This window comes from Coprococcus sp. OM04-5BH, assembly GCF_003482105.1.
Classification (GTDB): domain Bacteria; phylum Bacillota; class Clostridia; order Lachnospirales; family Lachnospiraceae; genus Coprococcus.
In genome coordinates, this window is sequence record NZ_QULM01000001.1 from 991,831 (window position 1) to 1,017,589 (window position 25,759).

Consider the following 25,759-nt stretch of genomic DNA (forward strand, 5'->3'; position numbering starts at 1 on the left):
GAGGACTGATAATATGGAGATTTTTAGAAAGATGTCCTTCGCGGATTCCACGGGAGATGCAATACCTTTCTACCACGAGGGCAAATATCATATATTCTCACTGACTTCACCTCCGGGAACAACAGTGTACCCGGCAAGACTCAGAACAACATGGAGCCATAGTGTATCAGATGATCTGGTGCACTGGGAGGAGCTTCCTACAGCGCTCTATCCGGGCGAGGGCGACGAGCCGGATGCATCAGGAGTATGGACTGGATCAGTCATATACGGCGAGGGCAAATACCATGCATTCTATACAGGCTACTGCCTCACCGCAGAGTATCAGCAGACCATATGCCACGCTACAAGCGATGATGGAATCACGTGGGTGAAGGATGCAGCCAATCCGGTCATCACACCTATGATAGAGCTTTACGAGAAGCTTGACTGGAGAGATCCATATGTATTCTACAATGAGGAGGACAAATGTTACTGGATTCTCATATCAGCGAGAAGGTTGGATATGCCGATAACCAGAAGAGGATGTATAGTTCTCTACAGATCAAAGGATCTGGTCAACTGGGAATATTACGGACCGATATATTCACCGGGACACACCAACTGTCCTGAGTGCCCTGAGATGTACAAGATGGGAGACAATTGGTATCTCTCATACTCAAGATTCTCAGAATATGTAAATACAATATACAGAGTTGCAAAGTCACCATTTGGCCCATGGAGAAAGCCAAAGAAGGATGGCATAGGCGGAAGAAGATTCTACGCAGCCAAGTCCATGCAGGATGATGACGGCAGACGCTTCTACTTCGGTTGGGCTCACGACAGAGCAGACAGAAGCGACAGAGGTGAATGGTACTGGGGCGGAACCTTCTGCGTGCCGCACGAGGTAGTTGCCACAGCGGATGGAGGACTTGACGTAAAGCTTCCAAAGGAATATGAGCATGTATTTGAGAAGCCTGTGGCATGGGATTACATCCCTGTACTTGGAAATGCAGAGCTTCACGGAGACAGACTGGTTGAGATGGATTCAGTAAGCACATGTACATACGGATTCCTTGGACACAACGAAGAGAGCTACATGCTGAAGTGCAAGATCATGCCTAGAGAGGTGTATGACCATTTCGGTATACTGCTCAAGTCAGACAAGGAAGCAAGCGGATGCCTTCTCCTTGAGTTCGATGTGGCCATGCAGAGAGTGTCATTGGTAAATCTTCCTATGGGAGTTGACCCGTTCTGGGTTCAGTCCTGTCAGGCTGTGCCTCCTGCAACGGAGCCGGGCCCTGATGGAGTCAGAGTGTGCGAGAAGACATTTGACATAACAGAGGGCAGCGAGATAGATGTGAAGATCATCGTTGACCATGATATGGTGGAGGTATTTGTCGGAGAACAGGTGGCATTTACATACAGGATATATGCAAAGCCTGAGTTTGAGACAGGACTTCTGGCACAGGATGCAAGAGTAGAATTCTATGACATAGAGATTACAGGAAAGTAAAATTCACAAGGAGGATCCAACATGGAAAAGAAATATGATGTTGTGGCTCTTGGTGAATTCCTGATAGACTTTACCCCTGCCGGAAGTACTGATTCCGGGATGAAGCTCTTCGAGCAGAATCCCGGAGGCGCTCCGGTAAATATGCTCACAGCAGTCAGCAAGGCCGGACTTAAGACCGCGTTTATAGGAAAGGTCGGGGATGACATGCATGGCAATTTCCTTATTGAGACGGCAAAGCAGGCAGGGATAGATACCAGAGGTATAGTTGTCGATGACACGGTATTTACCACTTTGGCATTTGTCACTCTGGATGAGAACGGAGAGCGTGAATTCTCATTTGCCAGAAAGCCGGGAGCGGACACAATGCTTTGTTACAAGGAAGTGGATGCCGACCTGCTAAGAGACACAAAGGTGTTCCATATAGGTTCGTTGTCTCTCACGGATGAACCGGCCAGAACCACCACATTCCAGGCGGTGAGAGAGGCGAGAAAATACGGAGCGGTGATATCCTATGATCCAAATTACAGAGAGCCGCTGTGGGACAACAGAGAAAATGCGATGGAGAGAATGAAGAGTATTCTCCCATTTGTAGATATAATGAAGCTTTCGGATGAGGAGACGGCACTCCTCACACCATTTGAAGATCCGAAGGAGGCTGCGGAGTATCTCCTTGGAACAGGCGTCAGACTTGTTGCGGTCACCCTGGGAAGTGAGGGTGTGCTGATATGCAGCAGGGATGGCAGCAGAAAAGTTCCTGGATTTGTCAGCCATGTGGTCGACACAACCGGAGCTGGAGATTCGTTCTGGGGGGCATTTGTATCGCAGCTTATAAGGGCGGACAAGAGCCTGGAGGAATTCAGTATAGACGAGCTTGAAGAATTTGCAAGATATGGAAATGCGGTGGCGAGCCTGTGTGTCGAGAAGCGCGGAGGACTCAGATCGATTCCTGAAGAGAGCGAGACATTTGAGAGACTCGCAGTAAAGTAAGGGTACTACAATTTTTCACATAAAATTTTCCCTTAACCCTGAAGACCGGAGAGTTTCCGGTCTTCTTTTTTGTACAATCTAACATCAGTATAATCATTCAAAAGTGCATTGACTCATAATTTCATTTCCTATAATATGTGGTTGGTGAACAAAAAAATAATCATTGGTCCTGTGTCAAGATTTAGCACAAAATAAAATGAGAAGTTCTGCCAACTAAGCTGCCGGCAGAGAACATACCCTCTCATACATTTTTTCAAAGTCATTAGGAGACATATGGTCGCAGTGACTGTGAAGCCTAACGGTATTATAAAAGGGTTTGATATACTCGAATACAGGCCTATAGGCGTGTTTGTAGTTAATGATATTGAATCTGTTAAGCCATTCTCTTTTGATTAAGGAATGAAAAGATTCGATTCAGAAAAAATCTGTATCCAGAGCGGGACACGCCTAAAAATTTCAGCATTCCGGAGTTCGCGCTTAAGACGAGCGATTTCCTTCGCTTCTTCAGAAGCGTAATTATCGGAACCGATAACGGGAATATCGCCGTCATTATCTCTGAACTGGGGTTCCCAGCGGGCAGGGGTGCTGACACCGATTCCCAGGTTCTTTGCACATTCAACCTGTAAGATCAGGGTGCTCCTTGCGATAGTTGATAGCATCCAACTTGAACTGCCTGGTGTGGTGAGCTTTTTGTCGTGACATAATGAGTTCCTCCTCATTCTTTATTATACAACATTTAAGGGGATATCTCATTTTGTTTTGTACTATTTAGATGCTAACACTATTAGAAAATTATAATAAAATTGTAATTTATCGAGTTGCCTTTATAAAGAACTGTAAAGGAGAGATATTATGGCTGTTGATAACGCAAGTCAGATTGACGCAATTGCAAACGATAAAGAAAATGCTTGTTTGGTACTCCTTATTACCGACCATTTGAATTGGGACAATGAGTTTGAACACTTGAAGATTTTACAAGATAAAATCAATGCGTATGTGGCTTTTATCGAAAGCAAACAGTACGATGAAATATACCCCAATGCTGATTTTAAGATGGCTATGATAGAAATCCGTTTCAAGTATGACATAACAGATAGTTGCCAGAAATTTTTGCAAGTAGCTCAAGATCAATTAGGTCAGATAGGGATAAAAATCAAGGCACAGATTAGTTAACATTTTCAAGTTTATAGAGTTAAAAAATATAAGTTAAGGAGGCATGTATTATGAAAAAAGTAATCTATCTGCTTGTATTATGTATGGTGCTGGGAATGGCTGGATGTGGAACGAATCAAGAAAATAAAGAACCTGTGTCTGGAAATGTGTCCGTAGAAACAGAAAATAAAGAAAATGATGATGTAGTACAAAATGAGCAAATAGCAGATACTGGCTCATATCCTCCATGTGTTATGGTTGATGGTGTTATATATAAAGACACAGGATATGTAGCGTCAATGCCTGGTTGTGGAACAATGGATGGAGAAATTGTGTCAACAGTGGCAGGGACAGAGTTACCATCTGAAAATAATCAATCAAATTTCGGAAGCGGATATCATTATCAAAGGAGTTCTGAAGGTCAGCTCATAGTAGTCATTGATGACGAACGAATCATATTTAGAGATATTGAAAAAGATGATACGTCTATTCCAATAGAGGTTATCAATTTTAATGCAAAAGTAAAAGAAATTACCGATGATGGAGAACTTCTTGTAACGCATGTGAGTACAGCTGAAGGCTTTTGTCAGATGAATGATGGAGAGTATTATGTATCGGCAGAAAATTTAGCGGAAGATGTTCAGGTGGGAGATATCGTTACAATATGGTTTAATGGAATGATTCAAGAAACATACCCTGCTCAATTGGGGGTAGTTTATAGAATCATTAAAACACAATAATTAGTCAAATTCCAGTTTGTAGGGAATAACAGCTAAGACAATTTTATAATAAAACAGCGACAGAGCATTTATGTGTAAAAGCATGAATGCTCTTTTTTTGTCTCTTCAAGGACAAAGAACAAGAAAGCAGCTTTTGGACAAATTGTCCAGAAGTTCAAATAAAAATGAAGGAGGACACCTGATGTATAGCAAAAATGGTATTCCGTGGGTAAGACCACCCACACAGGACAAGAAGCATGGAGAGAATAATATCGGGAGGACAGAACAATGGTCGATGAATTGACGCAGGAGTCGTTCCAGACAGGAAAGGCGATTGCTGCAAGCATGATTCTTTGATATAATCAATGCAAAAGTTTTACAAATCGCAATTTACCGAATAAGCTGATCGTGCCATATAAGGGACATTAGTCCCTTGGGCTTTTGCTCAAATTCCGGCTTATGAGGATAAAACTTAGAGAATACAAAACGACTGACTATGAGCAATTGGAGCAATTATTTTATAATACGGTACACAGTGTAAATGCAAAAGATTATACAAAAGAATAGGAAGTAGATATGATAAAAATTGTGTGGTCGATAAATGATATAAATAAATATCAAACAGGAAGCTTACCGGATGACGCAGTAAAGATAGAAACACCGCAGAGTGTTGGTGAACTGATGAAAAAAGCAGTGCCAATTGCTGCAATTCTATGCGTTTTTCTTTTTATTGCTATGCTTTGTAAAACGATTATATGCAAGACAGTTGTAATCTCACCAATATTTATTCTGGTTGGATTTGCTTTCGGTTTTTTATTGTTAATAATTCATGAGTGGTTACATGGAATTGTTTATCCTAAGGAAGCAGATGTAACAATAGGTAGAATAAAAGGAAAGACAACATTTGTCGCATTAGCATCCTATCCATTGAAGCGAAATCAATTTATATTGATGTGCCTGTTGCCATTTGTTCTGGGATTGGTTCCGTTTATATTATTTGTAATTAGTCCTGCTGAATTTAGAGTATTTAATGGATTGAATTTTGGCATGGCATGTATGGGTATGGTATCGCCATTTCCGGATGTGTTTAATGTTCTTGCCGTTTTAAGAAATTCTGAAAAAAGCGATTCAATAATGTTCTACAAGAACGATATGTATAAGATTTCTTAAATTTCTGGTTGATTGTACAGTTGATCAGATAGGAAAATATAAATCTGCAACTCAAAATATTTTGAAGAAAAGCACATAATACCAGACATAGATATTGAAGAAAAGCATACGACGTCAATGGAAAGAATTTTTCAGAGATTGATATGATTAAAAGACAGATGATTACTGCATCTGGGAGAGAATTGTTTTATCATACATGGGAAAAGAATGGGAGTACACATTATTATGAAGTAGATTTTTTAATATCAGAAGGAAGCAAGATAAATGCATTTGAAATCAAGTCTTCCGGAACAGGAAAACACGAATCAATAAAGGAATTTTCCAAAAAACTTTCCCAAAATGTGAATAAGGTATTTTTAATATCACAAAAAGATGTAGGAAGAGAAGAAAATTTATTATTGAAGCCATTTTATTTTATTCCGTTTTTAATATGATTTAATCATGTTACACGTTGATAAATCGGAATTTGTAAATCTGATTGATTTTATAATACAAAGTATTGGGGAGAAATAATATATGTTAGATTTAAAAATCAAATACAACGAACTAACAGCAGAGCAATTTATTGAATTATGGGAAACAGTATGGGGAGATGGACCATCTCTTGAGCAAACAAGACTAGCAATGAAACATACCATATTTAGAGTTTCTATATGGGACGGAGATTGCATTGTTGCTATGGCAAGAATGAATGGCGATATGGGACTTAATTATTATATTAAAGATGTTGTTGTCAGACCTGAATATCAGGGAAAAGGTATTGGAAGAATATTAATAGATGAATTAAGAAGGTTTATAAATAACAATGGAGTAAAAGGAACAGATATTTTTGTGGAGCTATGTGCGGTTCCAGATAAGATACCTTTTTATGAAAAATTTGGATTTGAAGCAAATGAGGCACAAAGATTAAAAATTTTTCATCATGTCGAGTAATATTAAAATTCAAGTTTATAAAATTAAGAAAGTGGAATTTAAGGAGGAGTATGTAAATGAAATTAGCAGATTTAGCAACAGGCTCTGATTGGATAGTGTGGATTGTCTTTGCGATATTTGCTGTACTTTCTATTATTTTACTTTCTTGACATGGAAGCTGGTTCATTTCTGGATATAATACAGCTTCAAATGAAGAAAAGGAAAAATATGATGAAAAGAAGTTATGCAGAACAATGGGAATTGGAATGTCTATTATAGCAATTCTTGCATTAACTATGGGCTTGTTTGAAAATATTTTGCCCGCATTTTTTGTATATATTGCATTGGGGATTATTTTGGTTGATGTCGTGGTAATTATCATTTTAGGAAACACACTATGCAGAAAGCAATAACTTCCAGTTTATGAGGATAAAACATGAAACTTAGAGAATACAAAACGACTGACTGTGGGCAGATCTTGCTCGATAGATTGTTAAGGGGGGAGTAGGAAATGAACGAGATTTCATACAGAAAGACTACAAAAGATGATATGGAAATCCTTATGAAGCTGAGACTTGAAATGCTTAGAGAGGTAAATGACCTGTCCGGTGAGTATGAATATGATGAGGATTTTGTCTCTGAGAGCAGGAAGTATTTTGAGTCAGGTGAGCAGACTACAGTTATTGCGTTTGATGGGGAAACTACCGTAGGCTGTGCAAGCCTATCCTATATATGGATTATGCCGACATTTTCGCACCCGACAGGCAATCGGGCGCATTTGATGAATGTTTATACCCGTGCAGATTACAGAAGAAGAGGCATCTCTAAGAAGATGGTTGAGATTCTGATTGAAGAGGCAAAGGAAAATGGTGTGACAGAGATAAGTCTGGATGCAACAAAGATGGGAAGACCTTTGTATGAAGTATTAGGGTTTCAGGCATCAGATTCATGTATGGGGATGGAATTGAACGGGTGATTTCGGTGAATATTAGATAAAGTTAATCTGATAAATGGAGGAACACAGTATACATTTGGTAAAAGTAAAAATAGAAAAAGATGATAACACAATAAAATACATAAAAATGATTCCAAGGTTGAAATGACATATGAGTATGAAGTCAGTGGTTATGGACTCAAGACAGAGCAATTGGATATGAAATCGTTAGCCCGGGTAATAAGGTTTAACAAAGAACTTTGGGATGAAGTCGAAAATAATCCGGATTAATCGTATACACGGATAAAGCGGAAGTTTATGGTATGCACATCTGATAGCGGTATGAAATTATATGAGATATAAGAATATCCGGATCATGAATATATTACCGGATATCGTGCATGGAATGTAACTTATTTTATTGACGTCATTTATGGTGCTGATGTGCATTATTATATTAGCATGAAAAGGGGCTTTATTATGACACCTGAAACTGAGATAGTAAAAAAGCAAATATTTTCAACAGCAAATGCGGAAATATTGCTTGAGGAAAATGAGGCAAAAAGGTACTGAAACCACGACTTTATGAGAGAGGAGAAGGAAAGATGACGAATCAGGAATTGTTTGAGAGTATTCAGATGGGACATAAAGAAAAGAAGGTTTTGTCCTTATCAAAGAAACTGGTAAAAAAATGTTCGTTTAATAGAGGATCGGATGTTGAAAATCTTTGCCACTTAGCCTATTGGTTATATGTTTATGGGTGTGAGGACGAGGCTCTTAAGTTATGTGAAATTACTCATGAAGTGGAGTTCCCGGGGAAGGGAGTATGGAATGTCTGGGATAGAATACTACTCATGTGGGGACTGGAAGTTCAAATTTACAAGAATAGAAATATGACAGAGAAGGCAGACGAACTCATCAGGCAGATGGATAATCTGTGGCGGTTTCCTCCGACTTTACCGCCGGCAGATTCTGAATTGGAAGCGGAGCGAAGAAATCGATTCACAGTAGAGTTTTGTTCTTATAAGGAAAATATTGAGGGAGAAGATTCGGTGACATCTGCGAATGAATGGAGACTGATTGGATTGATGAATTTGGTAGGGTACGGAGCTACCGGTTTATTCCCGAATCTTGTAAAGGAAAAAGAAAAGGTTGATTGTTTGATTGAAGAGTATATGTTGAATCTGAAAAAAGTAAAGTAGTGCCAGAGCTGCAAAAATGACAATCTCTTCAAATAATTTGTTGAATGGAGAAGAACATGAAGCGAATCGGATATGCAATAGCAACTGTGATTTTGTTGCTGATCGAGGTGTTGATTGCGTTATATGTACATGATGCATTTGTAAGACCATATATTGGTGATGTGCTGGTTGTGATTGTGATATATACGTTTATAAGAATATTTGTACCGGAGCGATGCAAATTGTTGCCGCTGTATGTATTTATTTTTGCAGCACTGGTAGAATTTTCACAGATGTTCCATATTGTGGAAGTATTAGGCTGGCAGGATAACCGATTCTTAAGTGTTTTGGTCGGTTCTGTATTTGATTGGAAAGATATCCTGTGCTATGCCGCCGGGGGTATATTGCTTGGAGTGTATGAGGTGTTGGTACGAAATACTGCAAGAAGGAGATAAAATGGGTTTTGAATTTAAGCGGATTGGAGAATTAAAATGAAAAATCAAGAAGAAATCAAGGCCGCAATTTACCAATATATTGCTGATTCAATAGATTGTTCCATAGAGCAGTTAGAATCAGATGATACTTGCTTTGTAAAGAATCGGAAAGAAGAAAAAGATTATATAAAGATCTTAAGTATAAAATATGCCAATATCATTTCTTGCTCAGAAGATAAATATGAGATTGGAAAGCAGTTATTGGCAGGAAAAATTCGAGATGAATTATATGAAAGTACATTAATTTTTGGACAGACGTTACACTATATTCCGAATATGAAAAAGATGATTCCTCTTCCTTTGACAGATGGGTTTTCTTATAAATTGTATGAAGAAAATGAGTTATCCCAATTATGTGGTATAAAAGGCTTTGAGAATTCACTGGCATTTGATGAAAATGGAAATACACCTACCGCTATTGTGTTATGTGCTAGGAAGGATGAAAAAATAATTGCAATTGCTGGTGCATCCAAAGTTTCCGGAAATATCATGGAGGTTGGAATTGATGTAAATAAAGAGTGGAGAGGATATGGTTTGGCGAGACTTTTAGTCAGAAACTTGACCATCGAAATTCTTAAAAGAGACCAGATTCCGTTTTACAGTGCCTCTGTCACGAATTTAGCTTCTCAGGCGGTTGCCTTTAGTAGTGGATATATGCTGTTGTGGACGGATTCTTTTGGTGTTCGGTAGTATTGGATGTAACGATTCCAAATCACGATTTACTAAATCGAAATTTAGCGGAGGAATCATTATGTGTGGAATGACAACTGATTTATAAATAAAAATAAATCGGAGGTTTATATGAATTATTCAATAAGAGAATTAAAACAAGATGAAAATAAGATATTAGATACTTTTTTGTACGAGGCGGTTTTTATTCCTGAAGGTGTTCCTGTACCGTCCACAGATATCATTAACAAACCAGATTTGCAGGTATATGTAAAAGACTTTGGTGAGAACAAGGTAGACTTATGTTTGGTTGCTCAAGTTGCGGATGAGATTGTTGGTGCTGTATGGGTTCGGATTATGAATGATTACGGGCATATAGATAATGAAACACCGTCTTTTGCAATTTCACTTCTTAAAGAGTATAGAAACTATGGTATCGGAACAGAATTAATGAAACAGATGCTAATGAAATTAAAACTAGAAGGATATAAACAAGCATCATTAGCTGTTCAGAAGATGAATTATGCTGTCCGTATGTATAGGAAGGTAGGATTTGAAATCGTTGATGAAAATGATGAAGAATATATTATGATTTGTAAATTATAGGAACTTTCAACTTCCAGTTTTTGAAACTGAGAAATCGGGATTTAGGGAGGTACAAGAATGATAAATTTAGTGGCACTTCCGTGCCTCTGTGTAGATGTTTTTGATGGAACAGATGAATTGCGTGCAGGTGGTGAAGCCCTCAATTTTGCAGTTCATGCATCAAAATTTAAGGAGTTTAATGTTTCAATATTGGGTGCGGTTGGACAGGATTCCTACGCAAAATTTATTATGGATTCTGTTTCTGATAAGAGAATAGATGTAAGCCATGTAAGAGTTGAAGAGGATAAAGTAACTGCAAATAATCGTACATATCTTACGGCTGACGGTGACAGATATTACAAAGATGATTCATGGACGGGTGATATTGTTGATAAAATGATATTGAATCAAGACGAATTGGACTTTATAAAAAAATCAGAGGTTGTATTTATACATTTCTGGGCAGGCTGTTTTGAACAAATTATAGATTTAAAAAAGAATAATAACTTCAGATTGGCTGTGGATTTTGTAGAATATCGTAATTTTAAGGAGATGGAAAAATATGCACCATATATAGATTATTTCCTGATTAGTGGAGAGGAATCAATTCTTCCGATATTTGAAGCATTTTCCAAGAAGTATAAAGGACTATTTAATGCATCTTTAGCTGATAAAGGAAGTGTTACATATTATAATGGTGAAAAGTATTTTGTCCCGGCTGATGAAGCTTTAGAAATAGTTGATACTACTGGTTGCGGAGATAGCTACCATGCAGGCTTTGTGTGTTCTCATATGTTAATTGGTGATATTTACGAGGCTATGAGAGTTGGTACAGAATTTGCAACAGAGACATTGTCTCATTATGGTGGCTTTTAATTCGATTTGTAAGGAGAAACAATATGATAGGGTTTATTATATGGTCACTTTTCGGAGTGTTTATAATTGGATTAGGAATAAAAGATATGTTTTCTAAGAATCTGGTCGTGAAGAAAAGTAAATAAATTTAAGTTTTTGAAACTGAGAAATCGGGATTTAAGGAGGGCTTGTATGAAGAAAATCGTATGTACAATGCTATGTATTATGCTTTTATTTGGTTTGAGTGCTTGTGGTGGAGATGTCAGTGAAGTGAAAACTCATAATGTTGAATCTGAGAGCTATTCAGAAGAGGATATTAAAGCCGCTATTGACACAATAAAAAAGGAGTTTAAGAGTGACTGGAAAGGATGCACTCTCACAGAAATTTACTATGCCGGAGATGACTGCACGAAAGATTATAAAGATTGGGCAGACAGAAACAATGCAGATGAAGTCATTGTTTTATTATCTTCATTCGATGTTGATTCATCGGGTGGAAACGGATCTTTGAATCCAAATAGTACATACAGTGATTGGAAGTGGATTTTAGTTAGAACAGATGGCGGAAAGTGGCAGCATGTTGACCATGGATATTAAGTCAAATTCAAGTTTGTAACGAAGGTATTTGCGATGAAAGGAATTAAGATTGAGTTATTGGGGATTGCAATAATACCTTTAGGAATTGCTGTGACAACAAATAATTTTGGGGGATATGTCCTAGGTGTTCTTGGATTTGGCGTCGCTGTAGTTGGCTGTTTTCTAAAAGATAATCACTGATAACTTCTTGTTTGAAAAATTGAGAAAACGTAATATTGAACAAAAAGAAATGCACAGTTCTTAGCTTATCGTGAACTGTGCATTTTTGTAAATAAATACTTTTAATTAGCCGATTACGGCATCCTCTGCTGTAAAATGTTCCAGAGAATTTTCTTTTACCTGAATGCAGATATAAGTAATTCCAGAAATATCGGATGCAAAAAACTGACGCTTTGCAGTAGGTGCGATTTTTAGCCAGTCTCCAGTTGAAAGGCTAATTTCTTCTTCATCAATTATGGCTTTGCCGTTACCTGAAAGAATTCCATAGATTTCTTCATTTTCTTTATGAGAATGAACAAATGGGACATTTGCTCCTGCAGGTAGTTCGTTTAAACTGATTTCTGCACCTGTTAAAGACAACTTTTCATGTAGCTCAATTCGGTTTTCCTTTCCAATAGTTGTTTTTGTGTAATTTGCCATAATAACCTCCATAGTTAATTTGTAGTTTCTGGTTGCTTGGTATTAGTATAGTGTGAGACACATACAAAAACAAGTACGCACCTTTTTGTAACTGTACACTCAAAAATGAATGTGTTACAATAGACTCGGAGGTGAGAATTATGCGAGCAAAAGAAGAATTACCGGAATGCCCAGTTGCAACAGCAGTATCTCTTATCGGAGGAAAATGGAAACTGCTGATTTTGCGTAACTTGAAAGAGCGTCCATGGAGATTCAATGAGCTACAACGAAGTATAGATGGTATTTCACAAAAGGTTTTGACAGATAGTTTAAGACAAATGATGAGTGATGGACTGGCATATCGCCACGATTACCATGAGCAGCCGCCCAGAGTTGAATACGGCTTAACGGAACTCGGAACAAAAATGCTTCCAATTGTTAATTCACTTGCTGACTTTGGTAACTACTATAAATCAATTATTGAATAGAATTAAGGACGTTAGTATTTGAAAAGCTTGAACAATTCCAGTTTGGAGAATTGAAAAAAACGGAATTTACCTATTAAGACATATAAACTGTTGACAACAAAGCTCCTATATAGTATCTTTTTAATAAACTACTATATAGGAGCTTTTGTATGGAAATGAATGGAGGATTTCTTGTCACCAAAATAAAACAGCTTGGAGACCGGATTTTCGAGAAGATTCTCAGTGAAAAGAATATTGATGCGTTTAATGGAGCCCAGGGACGTATTCTTTATGTGCTGTGGCAGGAGGATGGTATCTCAATCAGGTCACTCTCGACTAAATGCGGATTAGCGATAACATCTCTTACTACGATGCTGGAAAGAATGGAAAATCAAGGGCTGATAAGCCGTGTTCAGTCTGAAACGGACAAAAGGAAAACACTCCTGTTTCTGACTGAGAAAGCACATGCCTTAAAGGGCGAGTACGATTCTGTATCTGATGAGATGGGCAGTATTTACTACAAAGGTTTTTCAGAGGAAGAAATTACCCGGTTTGAGAAATGTCTCGACCGCATCAGAAAGAATCTTGAGGAGTGGCAGAAGTCATGAGTATTTGTATCAAAGATCAGATTCAGAACATGAATATCGTCATCGGCTGCACAGTGGGGTGTACATATTGCTATGCCCGCAACAACGTGAAACGCTGGCATATGATTGATGACTTCGCTTACCCTGAATTCTTTCCGGGTAAGCTCAAGATGATGGAAAAGAAACGTCCGCAGAACTTTCTTCTTACTGGGATGAGCGATCTCTCCGGATGGAAGCAGGAATGGAGAGACGAGGTATTTGCAAAGATCCGTGAAAATCCACAGCATCAGTTCCTGCTCCTTACCAAGCGACCTGATTTGCTGGATTTTGATACCGATCTGGAAAACGCATGGTTTGGCGTTACGGTGACGAGGAAAGCAGAACTGTGGCGTATCGACGCCCTTCGGAAAAACGTCAGAGCAAAACATTACCATGTTACCTTTGAGCCGTTATTCGATGATCCCGGGACAGTTGACCTTTCCGGAATCAATTGGATCGTTGTCGGCACCATGACCGGAGCTCAGAGCAGGAAGATTCATACGGAGCCGGAATGGGCATGGTCTCTGACGGACCAGGCACATAAGCTCGGCATTCCGGTGTTTATGAAGGAAGACCTTGTCCCTATCATAGGGGATGAAAATATGATTCAGGAAATGCCGGAAGAATTTAATAAAGTGTTAGAGGTACAGAAATCATGGAAGAAGTAATAAATGGAATCCTCATTCGTGAGGTGGAAACAAAGAACATCATGACTAAGTCTAGTCTGCCGGTAGGCGGTTACTCGGTCAATCCCTATGTGGGCTGTACACATGCCTGCAAGTATTGCTATGCTTCTTTTATGAAGCGCTTTACCGGGCACAAGGAGGAATGGGGCACTTTCCTTGATGTGAAGCATTGGCTGGAAATTAAAAATCCGAAGAAATATGCCGGACAGCGGGTGGTCATCGGTTCTGTGACAGATGGCTACAATCCACAGGAGGAGCAATTCGGGAATACCAGAAAACTTCTGGAGCAGCTGATCGGCAGTGACGCAGATATTCTGATCTGCACAAAGTCGGATCTTGTGGTACGGGATATTGAGCTGTTGAAGAAGCTTGGACGTGTAACCGTTTCATGGTCGATCAACACACTAGATGAAAATTTCAAGAACGATATGGACTCTGCTTCGAGCATTGAGCATCGTATCGCTGCTATGAAGCAGGTATATGAGGCAGGTATCCGTACAGTCTGTTTCGTATCCCCGGTATTCCCCGGCGTCACGGATTTTGAAGCAATCTTTGAGCGGGTAAAGAATCAGTGCGATCTGTTCTGGCTCGAAAATCTCAATCTTCGAGGCGGTTTCAAAAAGACAATTATGGATTATATCGCCGGAAAATATCCTGATCTTGTACCACTTTACGATGAGATCTATAACAAGCATAACCGCAGCTACTTTGAAGCACTTGAAGTAAAAGCTGAGAAAATGGCTAAGAAGTATGATTGTGCCTTTGTGGATAATGAAATGCCTTATGGCAGAGTCCCGCAGGGGCATCCGGTGATCGTAGATTATTTCTATCATGAGGAAATCCGAGGGACAGAGAATACCGGAAAAAGAAATCGCTAAATTCCAGTTTGTAGGGAACAACAGCTAAGACAATTTTATAATAAAACAGCGTCAGAGCATTTATGTGTAAAAGCATGAATGCTCTTTTTTCGTCCTTTCATGGACAAAGAACAAGAAAGCAGCTTTTGGACAAATTGTCCAGAAGTTCAAATAAAAAAGAAGGAGGATACCAGATGTATAGCAAAAATAGTAGTTATTCCTATTATAGATGGATATTACATACGAAACAATGCATGAAATGATACAGAATATGCATTATATGCGTGACTTTTTCCTGGCTTTTCTTTTATATTTCCGACTTTCTGGTTTTCCGATATTCCCTCGGAGAAAATCCCTTCAGCTTATGAAATAATCGGCTGAAATAGAGCTGGTTATCGTAGCCTACAATCTTAGATATTTCATTGATGGAATAGTTGGTTGTCTCAAGCAAGACCTGTGCGTTGTTGACACGGAGCGCAACAATAAACTGCATAGGAGTAGAACCCGTGAACTTCTTGAAGCTTCGTATGAACCAACTGACGCTCATCCCCTTGGATGTCGCATACTCTTCTATATTGATATCACGGTTATAATTTTCGTTAAAATATGTCACGGCGGTATCCATCTCGTGGTCGAGATATTCATTTTTTAAAACATGCTCTCTGGTAAGCTCACGTTGGAATATGATCAGAAGATGACGGAGCAATAATGTGAGCATTTCTTCGTAGTTATCCTGACAACGTTGTAATTCTATAATAATTTTCTTAAATATACGCTCATATTCCATGGATGTACCAACCGGGAATATTCTCTCGTTATCTGGGAAACCATATTTTCTTAGGATATTTTTTACATCACTTCCAGTAAAATGAATCCAGTAGACTTCTGTCTTATCTTCCCCATAGTATTCATATTTCTGAAGCTCTTTTGGACGGAATATGACAATGTTACCAGCGGGAACAATTGTTTCGTTATCAACAGTATCAAAATGAAAATGTCCGCATCCGGCTGCAATATATATAATCTGAAAATCAACACGTCCTCTTGGGCGATAGGTTGGCATCTTTGGTTGCTCAGACAAACGATAGATTCCGCAGCTACCGACAATCAGTGGTCGGCTTTTATCCTTAAAATCCATATGTGAATGGCTCAAATAACCGGTGTTCATGTACATAGGGCAGCACTCCTTTCACTCGATACAATAATCACGATTTCTTCGTTCTTCGAACTCTCGAAATCGTGCCAGCCATGCGCACTCCGGACTATCGTCCTGCGTGCTTATGACTGTTTACCCATCAAATAGAAAAGTGTCCGATGCTGCAAGCAGTTCGTCCACTTTTCTGCTTGATGGGATTATTGTATCATTTTGTGCATATTTTGTCTATTCTAGTTTATAGACATAAGAAATGGATTAAGGTAATATAAATCTAACAAAAGCGAGAGAGAAAAAAAGCAGACAGTAAGGAGAAAACTGTTAGCAGGGTTATAAACAACAAAAAAGTGTATAAACTGTATGAATGAAGGAGGCTTATTTATGATCGTGCCACGTTACTATGAGGACTTAAGTGTATTACATGACAATACGATGCCGGCGAGAGCTTATTACATGCCGGCTTCCAAGCGGATGGATGACCTGGTAGAGCACAGAGAGCTGTCAGACAGAATGCAGCTTTTGAATGGTACATGGAAGTTTCAGTATTTTGACAGCATCTATGATATGAAGGATGCCTTTTATGAGGATGGTTATTCGGTTGAGGGCTTTGACGAGATCAAAGTTCCGAGTGTATGGCAGATGGCAGGTTATGATACACACCAATACACAAATATCCGTTATCCATTTCCGTTTGATCCGCCATATGTGCCACAGGATATTCCATGTGGAGCTTATGTGCATACCTTTGACTATGCAAAGGATGCTGCAGCACCAAAGGCATATCTTAACTTTGAAGGTGTGGATAGCTGCTTTTATGTATGGTTAAACGGCACCTATGTAGGCTACAGTCAGGTGAGCCACATGACCAGTGAGTTTGATGTGACAGACGTATTGCGGGAAGGAGAGAACCGGATTTCCGTGCTTGTGATGAAGTGGTGCGACGGTTCGTACCTTGAAGATCAGGACAAGTTCCGTATGAGCGGAATCTTCCGTGATGTGTATCTCTTAAAACGTCCGGAAAAGGGAATCCGTGATTATCGCATTACAACACAATTAGATTCAGACATTGCAAGGATAAATCTTACAGCAGCATTTTACGAGCCGACAGAGGTTCGGGTAAAGCTCGAGGATAAGAATGGAGCAGTTGTTTCCGAGGGTGTTATTTCCGAGAGTGGAGAATCGACTTTTGACATTGTAGATTATACACTCTGGAATACAGAGAATCCGTATCTGTATACGATTATTCTGGAGACGGAGCAGGAGGTAATCGTAGACCATATAGCACTCCGCAAGATCGAGATCAAGAATCAGGTAATCTACTTAAATGGACAGAAGATTAAATTCCGTGGTGTGAACCGCCATGACTCCGATCCGGTCACCGGATTTACAATTAGCATGGAGCAGATCAAGACAGACCTTACCCTGATGAAGCAGCACAACTTCAATGCCATTCGTTCCAGCCATTATCCAAATGCACCATTTTTCTATGAAATGTGCGACCGCTATGGATTTATGGTGATTGACGAGGCAGATATCGAAGCACACGGACCATTTATGCTGTATCGAAAAGAGGATACGGATTACAACCGCTTTAAGCGTTGGAATGAGAAGATAGCAGATGATCCGGTATGGGAAGCTGCGATTGTTGACCGTGTGAAGCTGATGGTGGAGCGTGACAAGAACCGGTTTTGTATCGTGATGTGGTCTATGGGAAATGAAAGCGCTTATGGCTGCAACTTTGAGAAGGCACTGGAATGGACAAAGGGATTTGATCCGGAACGTATCACGCAGTATGAGAGTGCCAGATACCGCAATTACGATGTAACCTATGATTACGGGAATCTTGACTTATACAGCCGTATGTATCCGGCACTTACTGAGATAGAGGAATATTTGGAAAAGGATGGCAGCAAACCATTCCTTCTGGTGGAATACTGCCACAGTATGGGAAATGGTCCCGGAGATTTTGAAGATTATTTCCAGATGATACAGGCAGAGGATAAGATGTGCGGTGGTTTCGTATGGGAGTGGTGCGATCATGCAATCGCCCATGGTGTAGCCGAAAATGGCAAGACGATCTATGCCTATGGCGGCGATCATGGCGAAGTAATCCATGACAGCAACTTCTGTATGGATGGTCTGGTATATCCGGACAGAAGGATACACACCGGACTTTTGGAGTACAAGAATGTATACCGCCCGGCAAGAGTAGTATCGTATGATGCAGCAAGTGGAGAATTAGTGCTTCACAACTATATGGATTTTGATGATCTGAAGGATTATGCAGAGATTACCTATGAGCTGTCACAGGATGGGCTTGTAATCGGGAAGGGGAAGCTTTCCGAAGTATCCATTTTACCGCATTGTGATGGAAGCACAACTTTAAAGCTTTCAATTCCGGAGAATGGAAAGGTATATCTGAAGCTGTTCTATAAGCTGAAGAAGGACATCCCGCTTCTTTCCAAGGCGTATGTCTTAGGCTTTGATGAGATAGATGTAAGCAGTAAGGGCGCAAAGAATCAGCAGGCAGTAGGCTGGCTTACAAAGAAAGTGCCTGATACGGGTATTCAGGTGCAGGAAAATGATACACAGATCAACATAAATGGACGAGATTTTTTCTATAGGATCAACAAACGGACAGCACTCTTTGACAGCTTAACATTTGCAGGCAGAGAATATCTCAATCTCCCGATGGAACTGAATATCTGGAGAACACCGACGGATAATGATATGTATATCAAGGCGGAGTGGAAGAAAGCACACTACAATGAAGCATATACAAGAGCATATAAGTCAGAGGTGATTCAGGGAAAGCATGGAGTAACTGTTGTAAGTCAGGCTTCGGTTGTAGCTCCAACCGTGCAGAAGATTCTTGATGTGACGCTCACATGGACGATTGACGCAGCTGGAAGAATTGGAGCGGATATCGCAGTGAAAAAGGATGAGGAGTTCCCGGATCTTCCAAGATTTGGTGTGCGGATGTTCTTAGATAAGAAGCTTACAGATGCAGGGTTCTTCGGTATGGGACCGCAGGAAAGCTACCGGGACAAGCATAGAGCAGCAAGCCACGGGTTGTATCGTCTGAAGGTTTCCGATATGCATGAGGACTATATCCGCCCACAGGAAAACGGAAGTCACTACGACTGCGATTATGTGGAGCTTGGCAACAGCCAGTACGGTATCACTGCCGTTGCAGAGGAAGATACATTTTCATTCAATGCGTCCTTCTATACACAGGAGGAGCTGGAAGAAAAGGCACATAACTATGAACTGATAGAATCGGACAGTACGGTATTCTGTCTTGATTATGCACAGAATGGAATAGGCTCTAACAGCTGCGGACCAGACGTGTTAGAAGCATACAGATTTGATGATAGATTATTCCGGTTCCGGTTTACACTGGTTCCGTATGTGAAAGGATAATGATGTGACTCGTTGACACATGAAATTCTAAACATGATTAAGATGAGGAGTGATTCTATGGAAGAAAAAAGTATTTAAAATGGTATAACAAAGTCGGATACGGATCCGGCGATATAGCAGGAAATGTAGTATATGCATTTTTAACATCCTTTGTGATGATTTATCTGACGGATTCAGTCGGACTTGCAGCAGGTATAGTAGGTACGTTGATCGCAGTTTCCAAACTGTTTGACGGATTTACAGACATTTTCTTTGGCTCGATGATTGACAAGACACACAGCAAGATGGGTAAGGCGAAACCGTGGATGTTTTACGGCTACATTGGATGTGCGATTACACTGGTATGTTGTTTTGCGGTTCCTACAAGCTGGGGAAATACAGCACAATATGCATGGTTCTTTATTGCATATACATTGTTAAATGGTGTGTTCTATACAGCAAATAATATTGCGTATTCTGCACTTACTTCTTTGATTACGAAGAACAGTAAAGAGCGTGTGCAGATGGGATCTTATCGTTTCATCTTCGCATTTTCTACAAGCCTTTTGATCCAGTCTGTAACCGTAAAATTTGTTGATTACTGCGGTGGGGATGCAGCAGCATGGAGAACGGTAGCAATCATTTATGCAATTATCGGTCTGATTGTAAATACAATCTCAGCGCTCTCCGTAAAAGAGCTTCCGGAGGAGGAGCTTAACGATGGAGAAGTAAAAGGAGATGAAGAAAAGTATGGACTGGTTCAGGCATTTAAGCTTCTTGTAAAGAACAAGTATTATATGATGATCTGTGGAACATATATTTTACAGCAGCTTTATAGTGCCATGATCGGTGCTGGTCTCTACTACATGACATGGGTATTGAAGAACAAGAATCTTTTTGGTCAGTTCGCCTGGGCGGTGAATATCCCGCTTATTATAGCTCTTATCTTTACTCCGACACTCGTTGGCAAGTGGAATGGTATGTACAAGCTGAATCTCAGAGGATATATCATTGCCGTTATTGGTAGAGCGTTGGTTGTTGTAGCAGGATATATGGGAAGTATTCCTCTTATGCTGGCATTTACAGCCCTTGCAGCACTTGGACAGGGCCCATGGCAGGGAGATATGAACGCAGTGATTGCTTCTTGTTCAGAGTATACTTATCTGACACAGGGAAAGAGAATTGACGGAACTATGTATTCTTGTACATCACTGGGTGTAAAGATTGGTGGAGGAATCGGAACTGCAGTATGTGGCTGGTTATTAGAGCTTAGTGGTTATGTCGGAAAAAATGCAACACAGCCGCAGTCAGCACTTGATATGATGCAGTTTATGTATTTATGGTTGCCATTGATCTTGGATGTGTTAATTATGATTGTTCTTTCCAGAATGAACGTGGAAGCTGTAAATGAAAAATTGAAAGCTGAAAAGGGAATTAAGTCTGATGAAGTAACAGACGCAACAGAGTATTAAGGTTTATATGTAATGAAAAGCATTGTCTAATTGAACATTCGAGAAAGGCAATGCTTTTTGTGCAAGAAGGTGTATATTTTGAAGGCGACAGAATGAGGTGATGGCTTCTCACGCAGACTGGGCAGAGGAATGGATCCCTAAGTATGACATTACGTCGGAGAATATTCATTCTATCGTGCAAAAGGAAATCGGAATTGTCTTTACAAAGGTTTTAGAGGACGCAGGCGTTTATAAACGAACACCAGATGGAATTGCTGCATTCAATAGATTTATTGATAATTTATAAAAAGGACCATTTCATTTTTGTGAAATGGTCTGCAAGCTAGGTATTCAGTTTTCACAAAGCAGTCCTTTTAGTATTTTATGCATGATATACATGTTCAAAGTAATCAGCGTAGAATACTAAAAGGTTGTTCATATAATTCTTAAACTTGTTCATAATGCGTACCTCCTTTCCTTATTTACAAGCTGATTATAGAATAAATACAATGTGATTGCCTGCCAAATCGAAAGAAAAAGTAGACAAATCTTGCAAAGGGGGCGTAACCAATGCATTTATCATTTGTTGATACAAAAGAAGAAATATTAGCTTTAAAAAGAAAATCGAAGCATGTTGCTCCGCATTTACATAATGCATTGGAGATCGTATGTGTGACAAATGGAACACTGGAGCTGGGAGTTGGACAAGAGTTATACCACATGGAAAAGGGAGATATTGGTTTTGTATTTCCTGATATTATCCATCATTATCAGGTTTTCTCTTCGGGAGTGAATAAGGCGGTTTACATTATTTCTCCACCATTTGCGATTGGAAAATATGCTGATATTATACAGACGATGGCACCGGATTACCCAATCATAAAGGCAGAAATGGTGGAGCCGGAAGTATACCGGGCAATTAATGCCATCTTAGATACAGACCACATGGATATAGTAGTTATACAGGCATACCTGCAGATTTTGATTGCAAGATGCATTGGAAAGCTGAAACTGGTCGAGAAAGGAGATGTGGGAAGTAAAGATCTTGTCTATCAGGCAGTATCGTACGTGTCTGGTAATTTTAGAAAGAATTTCTCGTTAGATGATATGGCAAGAGATTTGGGAGTGAGCAAGTATGTTTTGTCACGAACATTCTCCAAAACATTCCATCGTAATTTCAATCAATATCTGAATGATGCAAGACTAAATTATGCTTGCAATCGCTTGGAAAATACCAGTGATGCCATTACAAATATATGCTATGATAGCGGATTTGAAAGTCAGAGAACATTCAATCGGGTATTTAAGGAACGATACAAAGTTACACCGAGCGAATACAGAAATACAAGCCGTACAGATATAATATCGTGACTATCAAACATAGAGGCAGAGAAAAGATAAATATAGCCGAAGTATGGATTGCAAATGGCACTTGCCTTTTTGCACTTGTTATGATATTATTAGTATGCGTACTAAAACACTTGAAGAGAGGAGATATATTTGCGGAGAGACAGCAGTGAAACAAAGAGAAAAATACTGACCGTGTGCGTCCGTCTCTTTCTGGAACAGGGGTATAAAAACACCTCTGTCAGTCAGATTGTGGATGAAGCAGGTGTTGCAAGAGGAAGCTATTTGAATCTGTTTCCTACCAAGGACAGAATTTTGCTGGAGCTGACCGAAACGATGTTCGGCGGACAGTTCGGCGTGGCAAGAAGCATTGCAGACAGCAAGCTGCCGCCGGTTTACGCCTATGCGGTGGAAACGGCGATCCAACTGACACTGACTGAACTGAATGAGAACCTGCGAGAAATCTACATTGAAGCCTATTCCCTGCCCGACACGTCGGAATATATTTATCTGCATACCACAGCAGAGCTGAAGCAGATTTTTGGTGAAAATTTCCCCGATGATACCGAGAGCGACTTTTACGAGATGGAAATTGGCACGGCAGGATTGATGCGCAGCTATATGGCGAGAAAATGTGATATTCATTTTCCGTTGGAACGCAAGCTCAGTCGCTTTTTGACGGCGGCAATGCGGGTGTATCGTGTATCGGAGGCAGAGCAGGCAAAGGTGCTTGCCTTTATTCAATCACTGGATATTAAAGCAATTGCTACAGAGGTTATGTATAAGCTGTTTACAATGTTGGAAATGAAATACGACTTTAAGCTGTCGAAGGACGGAGAAACGGAGGTGACAACATGAAGAAACGATTATTCAGCATCCTGCTCGCTCTTTGTATGGTGCTATGTCTTGTGCCAATCACGGCCTTTGCCGAGGACAGCACGGAAGAAACACCTGTATGCACCTGCGAAATAGCTTGCACGGAAGAAAAAATGAACACAGAGTGCCCTGTCTGCGGCGTAGAGGGTGCTTTGGCAGAAAACTGTGGGAAATATGTCGAACCAGCAGCCGAGGGTGAAGCATCCCAGCCGGAAGGAGAGGAACTTCAGGAGAACCAGGACAGCGATATGCCGGATACACAATCCGAAGCAGCTCTAGCACAGATGAGTGGCGAAGGAGAAAATGGCATTGCCGTCCAGAGTGCCGGTGTTACTATTGACAACACTAACTTTCCGGATGCAAATTTCCGCACTGTTGTCAAGAAATTTGATACCAACCAGGACAGTAGTTTAAGTGATACAGAAATCGCAGCAGTTAAAAAAATTAATTGCTCTAACAAAGGTATCACCAATCTGAAAGGCATTGAATACTTTACATCATTGAATATTTTGCGGTGCACTGACAACCAACTGACTGCGCTAGATGTCAGCGAGAATACGGCGTTGACTAAATTAAACTGCTGCTTTAACAAATTGACCGCTCTGGATGTCAGCAAGAACACGGCGCTGACTATATTAGAATGCAACGCAAACCGGTTGACCGCTCTGGATGTCAGCAAGAACACGGCGTTGACTGAATTAAACTGCAGCGTTAACAAATTGACCGCGCTGGATGTCAGCAAGAACACGGCGCTGACTGAATTATACTGCAACGACAACCAGTTGACCTCTCTGGATGTCAGCAAGAACACGGCGCTGATTTCTTTAAGCTGCGTTTGCAACCAACTGACCTCTCTGGATGTCAGCAAGAATACAGCACTTCAGATTTTGAACTGCAACTACAACCAACTGACTGTGCTAGATGTCAGCAAGAATACGGCACTGACTGGTTTGAAATGCAGAAACAACCAACTGACTGTGCTAGATGTCAGCAAGAATACGGCACTGACTGATTTGGAATGCAGAGACAACCAACTGACTGTGCTAGATGTCAGCAAGAATACGGCACTGACTGATTTGGAATGCAGAAACAACCAATTGACCTCTCTGGATGTCAGCAACACAAATATGGACGACCTGTATTGTGGAGGTAATATCTACCAGATCATTGTTGACAATGACCCCACATTTGACCTTTCCACCTTGCCGGGAAACTTCGACGTTGCCAAGACAAGCAACTGGAGTGGTGGGACAGTAAGTGGAAACACGTTGACAGTGGATAGTGGCAAAGACACCGTTGCATACAGATATGACTGTGGAAAGGATAAACAAAGAACCTTTATCTTGAAGTTTGTCGGGTTGTTTGCTGATTATACAAAGGTTGATGAAGCCATTACTAAGGCAAAGGCCCTGAACAAGGACGACTACAAGGATTTCTCCGCTGTAGACTCCGCAGTGAATGCCGTTGTGCGGGACAAGAACGTTACCGAGCAATCCGAAGTAGACAAGATGGCGAAAGCAATTGAAGATGCCATTGCAGCCCTGCAATACAAGGACGCTGACTACACCAAGGTTGACGCAGCCATTGCCAAGGCAAATGCCCTGAATAAGGATGACTACAAGGATTTTTCCGCTGTAGAATCCGCTATCAACACTGTTGTCCGTGACAAGAATATCACTGAGCAGAGCGAAGTGGATGCAATGGCGAAGGCTATCGAAGATGCCATTGCAGCCCTGCAATACAAGGACGCTGACTACACCAAGGTTGATGAAGCCCTTGCCAAGGCAAAGGCCCTGAAGAAGGATGACTACAAGGATTTTTCCGCTGTAGAATCCGCTATCAACGCTGTTGTCCGTGACAAGAATTTTACTGAGCAATCTGAAGTAGATAAGATGGCAAAGGCTATTGAGGATGCCATTGCAGCCCTGCAATACAAGGATGCTGACTACACTAAGGTTGATGAAGCCATTGCTAAGGCAAATGCCCTGAAGAAGGACGAGTATAAGGACTTCTCCGGTGTGGAAGCTGCTGTCAATGCTGTTGTGCGTGGTAAAAATATTACGGAGCAATCCGAAGTAGATGCAATGGCGAAAGCGATTGAAGATGCGATTGCAGCTCTTGAGAAAAAATCTGCCAGTACCAAACCTGGAACATCCGATAAGAGTCCGCAGACCGGTGACACAAGCAACATTGCTTTGTGGATTGCCCTGTTGTTCGTCAGCGGTGGTGCAGCCATCGGTACAACGGTTGTCAGCAGAAAGAAAAAGTACAACAAATAATTGAATAGCGTTCCCTTGCTCGATATCTTCCGAGCAAGACAAAAGCGTCGTAGAAATACGGCGCTTTTTGTTACCCGGAAGCGACAAACAGCGGTTTACGAAGAAAATCTCTCTCTAACTTCAATTAAAGGTTCTCTTTTGCATTTTGGACAATACAGAGGAAAATTTTTAATCTTGTATTTTCTAATTTTATTTCGTGGTCTGTTTCCACATGTGGACAAAATATCCATTTCGTTTTTTCATATTTTCT

The 25,759-nt window shown here is 40.3% G+C and carries 28 protein-coding genes and 2 pseudogenes; 26 read left to right on the forward strand and 4 right to left on the reverse strand.

The genetic code is table 11. From position 1 onward, the window contains the following. Positions 1–13 precede the first annotated feature (13 nt). The gene (locus DXB54_RS04315; protein ID WP_008402272.1) at positions 14–1,492 is read left to right on the forward strand and encodes a glycoside hydrolase family 32 protein; all 1,479 of its coding nucleotides are present in this window, start codon (positions 14–16) and stop codon (positions 1,490–1,492) included. Between the two features lie 21 nt (positions 1,493–1,513). Next, the gene (locus DXB54_RS04320) at positions 1,514–2,479 is read left to right on the forward strand and encodes a carbohydrate kinase family protein (RefSeq protein ID WP_117808615.1); all 966 of its coding nucleotides are present in this window, start codon (positions 1,514–1,516) and stop codon (positions 2,477–2,479) included. A gap of 213 nt (positions 2,480–2,692) precedes the next feature. On the opposite strand, the gene DXB54_RS12300 is transcribed toward DXB54_RS04320, so the two are convergent. Next, complete coding sequence (locus DXB54_RS12300) at positions 2,693–2,893, reverse strand: IS3 family transposase (RefSeq protein WP_279220711.1); 201 nt, start codon at positions 2,891–2,893, stop codon at positions 2,693–2,695. 438 nt (positions 2,894–3,331) lie between these two features. On the opposite strand from DXB54_RS12300, the gene DXB54_RS04335 reads away from it, so the two are divergent. The 14 genes and pseudogenes from DXB54_RS04335 to DXB54_RS11955 all read left to right on the forward strand — a co-directional run bounded on the left by DXB54_RS04335 (position 3,332) and on the right by DXB54_RS11955 (position 11,927). Continuing rightward, entirely contained in the window at positions 3,332–3,652 is a 321-nt protein-coding gene (locus DXB54_RS04335; protein WP_118694335.1) for a DUF6572 domain-containing protein, read from the forward strand. A 50-nt stretch (positions 3,653–3,702) separates the two neighbouring features. After that, complete coding sequence (locus DXB54_RS04340; RefSeq protein ID WP_008402220.1) at positions 3,703–4,371, forward strand: hypothetical protein; 669 nt, start codon at positions 3,703–3,705, stop codon at positions 4,369–4,371. Positions 4,372–4,926: 555 nt separating this feature from the next. Beyond that, positions 4,927–5,520 (forward strand): DUF3267 domain-containing protein, encoded by a 594-nt coding sequence (locus DXB54_RS04355; protein ID WP_118694336.1) that lies wholly within the window; start codon positions 4,927–4,929, stop codon positions 5,518–5,520. Positions 5,521–5,663: 143 nt separating this feature from the next. Then, positions 5,664–5,954, forward strand: coding sequence for a hypothetical protein (locus DXB54_RS04360; protein WP_199708724.1), 291 nt, complete (start codon positions 5,664–5,666; stop codon positions 5,952–5,954). A gap of 82 nt (positions 5,955–6,036) precedes the next feature. Further along, complete coding sequence (locus DXB54_RS04365; protein WP_118016915.1) at positions 6,037–6,453, forward strand: GNAT family N-acetyltransferase; 417 nt, start codon at positions 6,037–6,039, stop codon at positions 6,451–6,453. Between the two features lie 56 nt (positions 6,454–6,509). After that, positions 6,510–6,845 (forward strand): annotated as a pseudogene (locus DXB54_RS04370) (DUF3784 domain-containing protein). 98 nt (positions 6,846–6,943) lie between these two features. Further along, positions 6,944–7,408: a GNAT family N-acetyltransferase gene (locus tag DXB54_RS04375; RefSeq protein ID WP_118694337.1), complete on the forward strand. Its 465-nt coding sequence runs from the start codon at positions 6,944–6,946 to the stop codon at positions 7,406–7,408. 563 nt (positions 7,409–7,971) lie between these two features. Continuing rightward, positions 7,972–8,568 (forward strand): DUF6707 family protein, encoded by a 597-nt coding sequence (locus tag DXB54_RS04380; protein WP_118694338.1) that lies wholly within the window; start codon positions 7,972–7,974, stop codon positions 8,566–8,568. Between the two features lie 56 nt (positions 8,569–8,624). Then, positions 8,625–9,002 (forward strand): ribosomal maturation YjgA family protein, encoded by a 378-nt coding sequence (locus tag DXB54_RS04385; protein WP_330426349.1) that lies wholly within the window; start codon positions 8,625–8,627, stop codon positions 9,000–9,002. A gap of 36 nt (positions 9,003–9,038) precedes the next feature. After that, on the forward strand, positions 9,039–9,731 hold the full coding sequence (locus DXB54_RS04390; RefSeq protein ID WP_118694340.1) for a GNAT family N-acetyltransferase: 693 nt from the start codon (positions 9,039–9,041) through the stop codon (positions 9,729–9,731). Positions 9,732–9,842: 111 nt separating this feature from the next. Continuing rightward, positions 9,843–10,316: a GNAT family N-acetyltransferase gene (locus tag DXB54_RS04395; protein WP_118694341.1), complete on the forward strand. Its 474-nt coding sequence runs from the start codon at positions 9,843–9,845 to the stop codon at positions 10,314–10,316. A gap of 57 nt (positions 10,317–10,373) precedes the next feature. Next, complete coding sequence (locus DXB54_RS04400) at positions 10,374–11,171, forward strand: PfkB family carbohydrate kinase (protein WP_118694342.1); 798 nt, start codon at positions 10,374–10,376, stop codon at positions 11,169–11,171. Between the two features lie 171 nt (positions 11,172–11,342). Then, positions 11,343–11,747 (forward strand): LptM family lipoprotein, encoded by a 405-nt coding sequence (locus DXB54_RS04405; RefSeq protein ID WP_118694343.1) that lies wholly within the window; start codon positions 11,343–11,345, stop codon positions 11,745–11,747. Between the two features lie 33 nt (positions 11,748–11,780). Beyond that, entirely contained in the window at positions 11,781–11,927 is a 147-nt protein-coding gene (locus tag DXB54_RS11955; RefSeq protein WP_167513785.1) for a hypothetical protein, read from the forward strand. Positions 11,928–12,032: 105 nt separating this feature from the next. Here DXB54_RS11955 and DXB54_RS04410 read toward each other — a convergent pair whose 3' ends face one another. Next, on the reverse strand, positions 12,033–12,386 hold the full coding sequence (locus DXB54_RS04410) for a cupin domain-containing protein (protein ID WP_118694344.1): 354 nt from the start codon (positions 12,384–12,386) through the stop codon (positions 12,033–12,035). A gap of 140 nt (positions 12,387–12,526) precedes the next feature. On the opposite strand from DXB54_RS04410, the gene DXB54_RS04415 reads away from it, so the two are divergent. The 4 genes from DXB54_RS04415 (at position 12,527) to DXB54_RS04430 (ending at position 15,022) form a co-directional block, all read left to right on the forward strand. Beyond that, the gene (locus DXB54_RS04415) at positions 12,527–12,853 is read left to right on the forward strand and encodes a winged helix-turn-helix transcriptional regulator (protein ID WP_118694345.1); all 327 of its coding nucleotides are present in this window, start codon (positions 12,527–12,529) and stop codon (positions 12,851–12,853) included. 149 nt (positions 12,854–13,002) lie between these two features. After that, on the forward strand, positions 13,003–13,440 hold the full coding sequence (locus DXB54_RS04420) for a radical SAM mobile pair system MarR family transcriptional regulator (RefSeq protein ID WP_005608550.1): 438 nt from the start codon (positions 13,003–13,005) through the stop codon (positions 13,438–13,440). After that, positions 13,437–14,126 carry a radical SAM mobile pair protein A gene (locus DXB54_RS04425; protein WP_118694346.1) on the forward strand — a complete coding sequence of 230 codons (690 nt, stop codon included), beginning with the start codon at positions 13,437–13,439 and terminating at the stop codon, positions 14,124–14,126. Before DXB54_RS04420 ends, DXB54_RS04425 begins: the two co-directional genes overlap by 4 nt. Then, entirely contained in the window at positions 14,114–15,022 is a 909-nt protein-coding gene (locus DXB54_RS04430) for a radical SAM mobile pair protein B (RefSeq protein WP_118694347.1), read from the forward strand. Before DXB54_RS04425 ends, DXB54_RS04430 begins: the two co-directional genes overlap by 13 nt. Before the next feature lie 286 nt (positions 15,023–15,308). Here DXB54_RS04430 and DXB54_RS04440 read toward each other — a convergent pair whose 3' ends face one another. Next, the gene (locus tag DXB54_RS04440) at positions 15,309–16,175 is read right to left on the reverse strand and encodes an AraC family transcriptional regulator (protein ID WP_118694349.1); all 867 of its coding nucleotides are present in this window, start codon (positions 16,173–16,175) and stop codon (positions 15,309–15,311) included. A gap of 360 nt (positions 16,176–16,535) precedes the next feature. On the opposite strand from DXB54_RS04440, the gene DXB54_RS04445 reads away from it, so the two are divergent. The 6 genes and pseudogenes from DXB54_RS04445 (at position 16,536) to DXB54_RS12060 (ending at position 25,509) form a co-directional block, all read left to right on the forward strand. After that, positions 16,536–19,577, forward strand: coding sequence for a glycoside hydrolase family 2 TIM barrel-domain containing protein (locus DXB54_RS04445; protein ID WP_118694350.1), 3,042 nt, complete (start codon positions 16,536–16,538; stop codon positions 19,575–19,577). 113 nt (positions 19,578–19,690) lie between these two features. Next, entirely contained in the window at positions 19,691–21,028 is a 1,338-nt protein-coding gene (locus tag DXB54_RS04450; RefSeq protein WP_118694351.1) for an MFS transporter, read from the forward strand. A gap of 85 nt (positions 21,029–21,113) precedes the next feature. Then, positions 21,114–21,314 (forward strand): annotated as a pseudogene (locus DXB54_RS12305) (UDP-glucose--hexose-1-phosphate uridylyltransferase); the annotation flags it as partial. A 263-nt stretch (positions 21,315–21,577) separates the two neighbouring features. Beyond that, the gene (locus DXB54_RS04460; protein WP_118694352.1) at positions 21,578–22,378 is read left to right on the forward strand and encodes an AraC family transcriptional regulator; all 801 of its coding nucleotides are present in this window, start codon (positions 21,578–21,580) and stop codon (positions 22,376–22,378) included. Between the two features lie 129 nt (positions 22,379–22,507). Further along, positions 22,508–23,212 (forward strand): TetR/AcrR family transcriptional regulator, encoded by a 705-nt coding sequence (locus DXB54_RS04465; protein WP_243104738.1) that lies wholly within the window; start codon positions 22,508–22,510, stop codon positions 23,210–23,212. Further along, entirely contained in the window at positions 23,209–25,509 is a 2,301-nt protein-coding gene (locus DXB54_RS12060; protein WP_118694354.1) for a hypothetical protein, read from the forward strand. Before DXB54_RS04465 ends, DXB54_RS12060 begins: the two co-directional genes overlap by 4 nt. Positions 25,510–25,604: 95 nt before the next feature. Here DXB54_RS12060 and DXB54_RS04475 read toward each other — a convergent pair whose 3' ends face one another. Beyond that, positions 25,605–25,739 (reverse strand): cysteine-rich KTR domain-containing protein, encoded by a 135-nt coding sequence (locus DXB54_RS04475; protein WP_442872121.1) that lies wholly within the window; start codon positions 25,737–25,739, stop codon positions 25,605–25,607. Between the last annotated feature and the right edge of the window lie 20 nt (positions 25,740–25,759).

Coding starts and splice junctions, on each gene's coding strand:
- DXB54_RS04315 (WP_008402272.1), top strand. CDS start 14: ATGGAGATTTTTAGAAAGATGTCCTTCGCGGATTCCACGGGAGATGCA.
- DXB54_RS04320 (WP_117808615.1), top strand. CDS start 1,514: ATGGAAAAGAAATATGATGTTGTGGCTCTTGGTGAATTCCTGATAGAC.
- DXB54_RS04335 (WP_118694335.1), top strand. CDS start 3,332: ATGGCTGTTGATAACGCAAGTCAGATTGACGCAATTGCAAACGATAAA.
- DXB54_RS04340 (WP_008402220.1), top strand. CDS start 3,703: ATGAAAAAAGTAATCTATCTGCTTGTATTATGTATGGTGCTGGGAATG.
- DXB54_RS04355 (WP_118694336.1), top strand. CDS start 4,927: ATGATAAAAATTGTGTGGTCGATAAATGATATAAATAAATATCAAACA.
- DXB54_RS04360 (WP_199708724.1), top strand. CDS start 5,664: ATGATTAAAAGACAGATGATTACTGCATCTGGGAGAGAATTGTTTTAT.
- DXB54_RS04365 (WP_118016915.1), top strand. CDS start 6,037: ATGTTAGATTTAAAAATCAAATACAACGAACTAACAGCAGAGCAATTT.
- DXB54_RS04375 (WP_118694337.1), top strand. CDS start 6,944: ATGAACGAGATTTCATACAGAAAGACTACAAAAGATGATATGGAAATC.
- DXB54_RS04380 (WP_118694338.1), top strand. CDS start 7,972: ATGACGAATCAGGAATTGTTTGAGAGTATTCAGATGGGACATAAAGAA.
- DXB54_RS04385 (WP_330426349.1), top strand. CDS start 8,625: ATGAAGCGAATCGGATATGCAATAGCAACTGTGATTTTGTTGCTGATC.
- DXB54_RS04390 (WP_118694340.1), top strand. CDS start 9,039: ATGAAAAATCAAGAAGAAATCAAGGCCGCAATTTACCAATATATTGCT.
- DXB54_RS04395 (WP_118694341.1), top strand. CDS start 9,843: ATGAATTATTCAATAAGAGAATTAAAACAAGATGAAAATAAGATATTA.
- DXB54_RS04400 (WP_118694342.1), top strand. CDS start 10,374: ATGATAAATTTAGTGGCACTTCCGTGCCTCTGTGTAGATGTTTTTGAT.
- DXB54_RS04405 (WP_118694343.1), top strand. CDS start 11,343: ATGAAGAAAATCGTATGTACAATGCTATGTATTATGCTTTTATTTGGT.
- DXB54_RS11955 (WP_167513785.1), top strand. CDS start 11,781: ATGAAAGGAATTAAGATTGAGTTATTGGGGATTGCAATAATACCTTTA.
- DXB54_RS04410 (WP_118694344.1), bottom strand. CDS start 12,386: ATGGCAAATTACACAAAAACAACTATTGGAAAGGAAAACCGAATTGAG.
- DXB54_RS04415 (WP_118694345.1), top strand. CDS start 12,527: ATGCGAGCAAAAGAAGAATTACCGGAATGCCCAGTTGCAACAGCAGTA.
- DXB54_RS04420 (WP_005608550.1), top strand. CDS start 13,003: ATGGAAATGAATGGAGGATTTCTTGTCACCAAAATAAAACAGCTTGGA.
- DXB54_RS04425 (WP_118694346.1), top strand. CDS start 13,437: ATGAGTATTTGTATCAAAGATCAGATTCAGAACATGAATATCGTCATC.
- DXB54_RS04430 (WP_118694347.1), top strand. CDS start 14,114: ATGGAAGAAGTAATAAATGGAATCCTCATTCGTGAGGTGGAAACAAAG.
- DXB54_RS04440 (WP_118694349.1), bottom strand. CDS start 16,175: ATGTACATGAACACCGGTTATTTGAGCCATTCACATATGGATTTTAAG.
- DXB54_RS04445 (WP_118694350.1), top strand. CDS start 16,536: ATGATCGTGCCACGTTACTATGAGGACTTAAGTGTATTACATGACAAT.
- DXB54_RS04460 (WP_118694352.1), top strand. CDS start 21,578: ATGCATTTATCATTTGTTGATACAAAAGAAGAAATATTAGCTTTAAAA.
- DXB54_RS12060 (WP_118694354.1), top strand. CDS start 23,209: ATGAAGAAACGATTATTCAGCATCCTGCTCGCTCTTTGTATGGTGCTA.
- DXB54_RS04475 (WP_442872121.1), bottom strand. CDS start 25,739: ATGGATATTTTGTCCACATGTGGAAACAGACCACGAAATAAAATTAGA.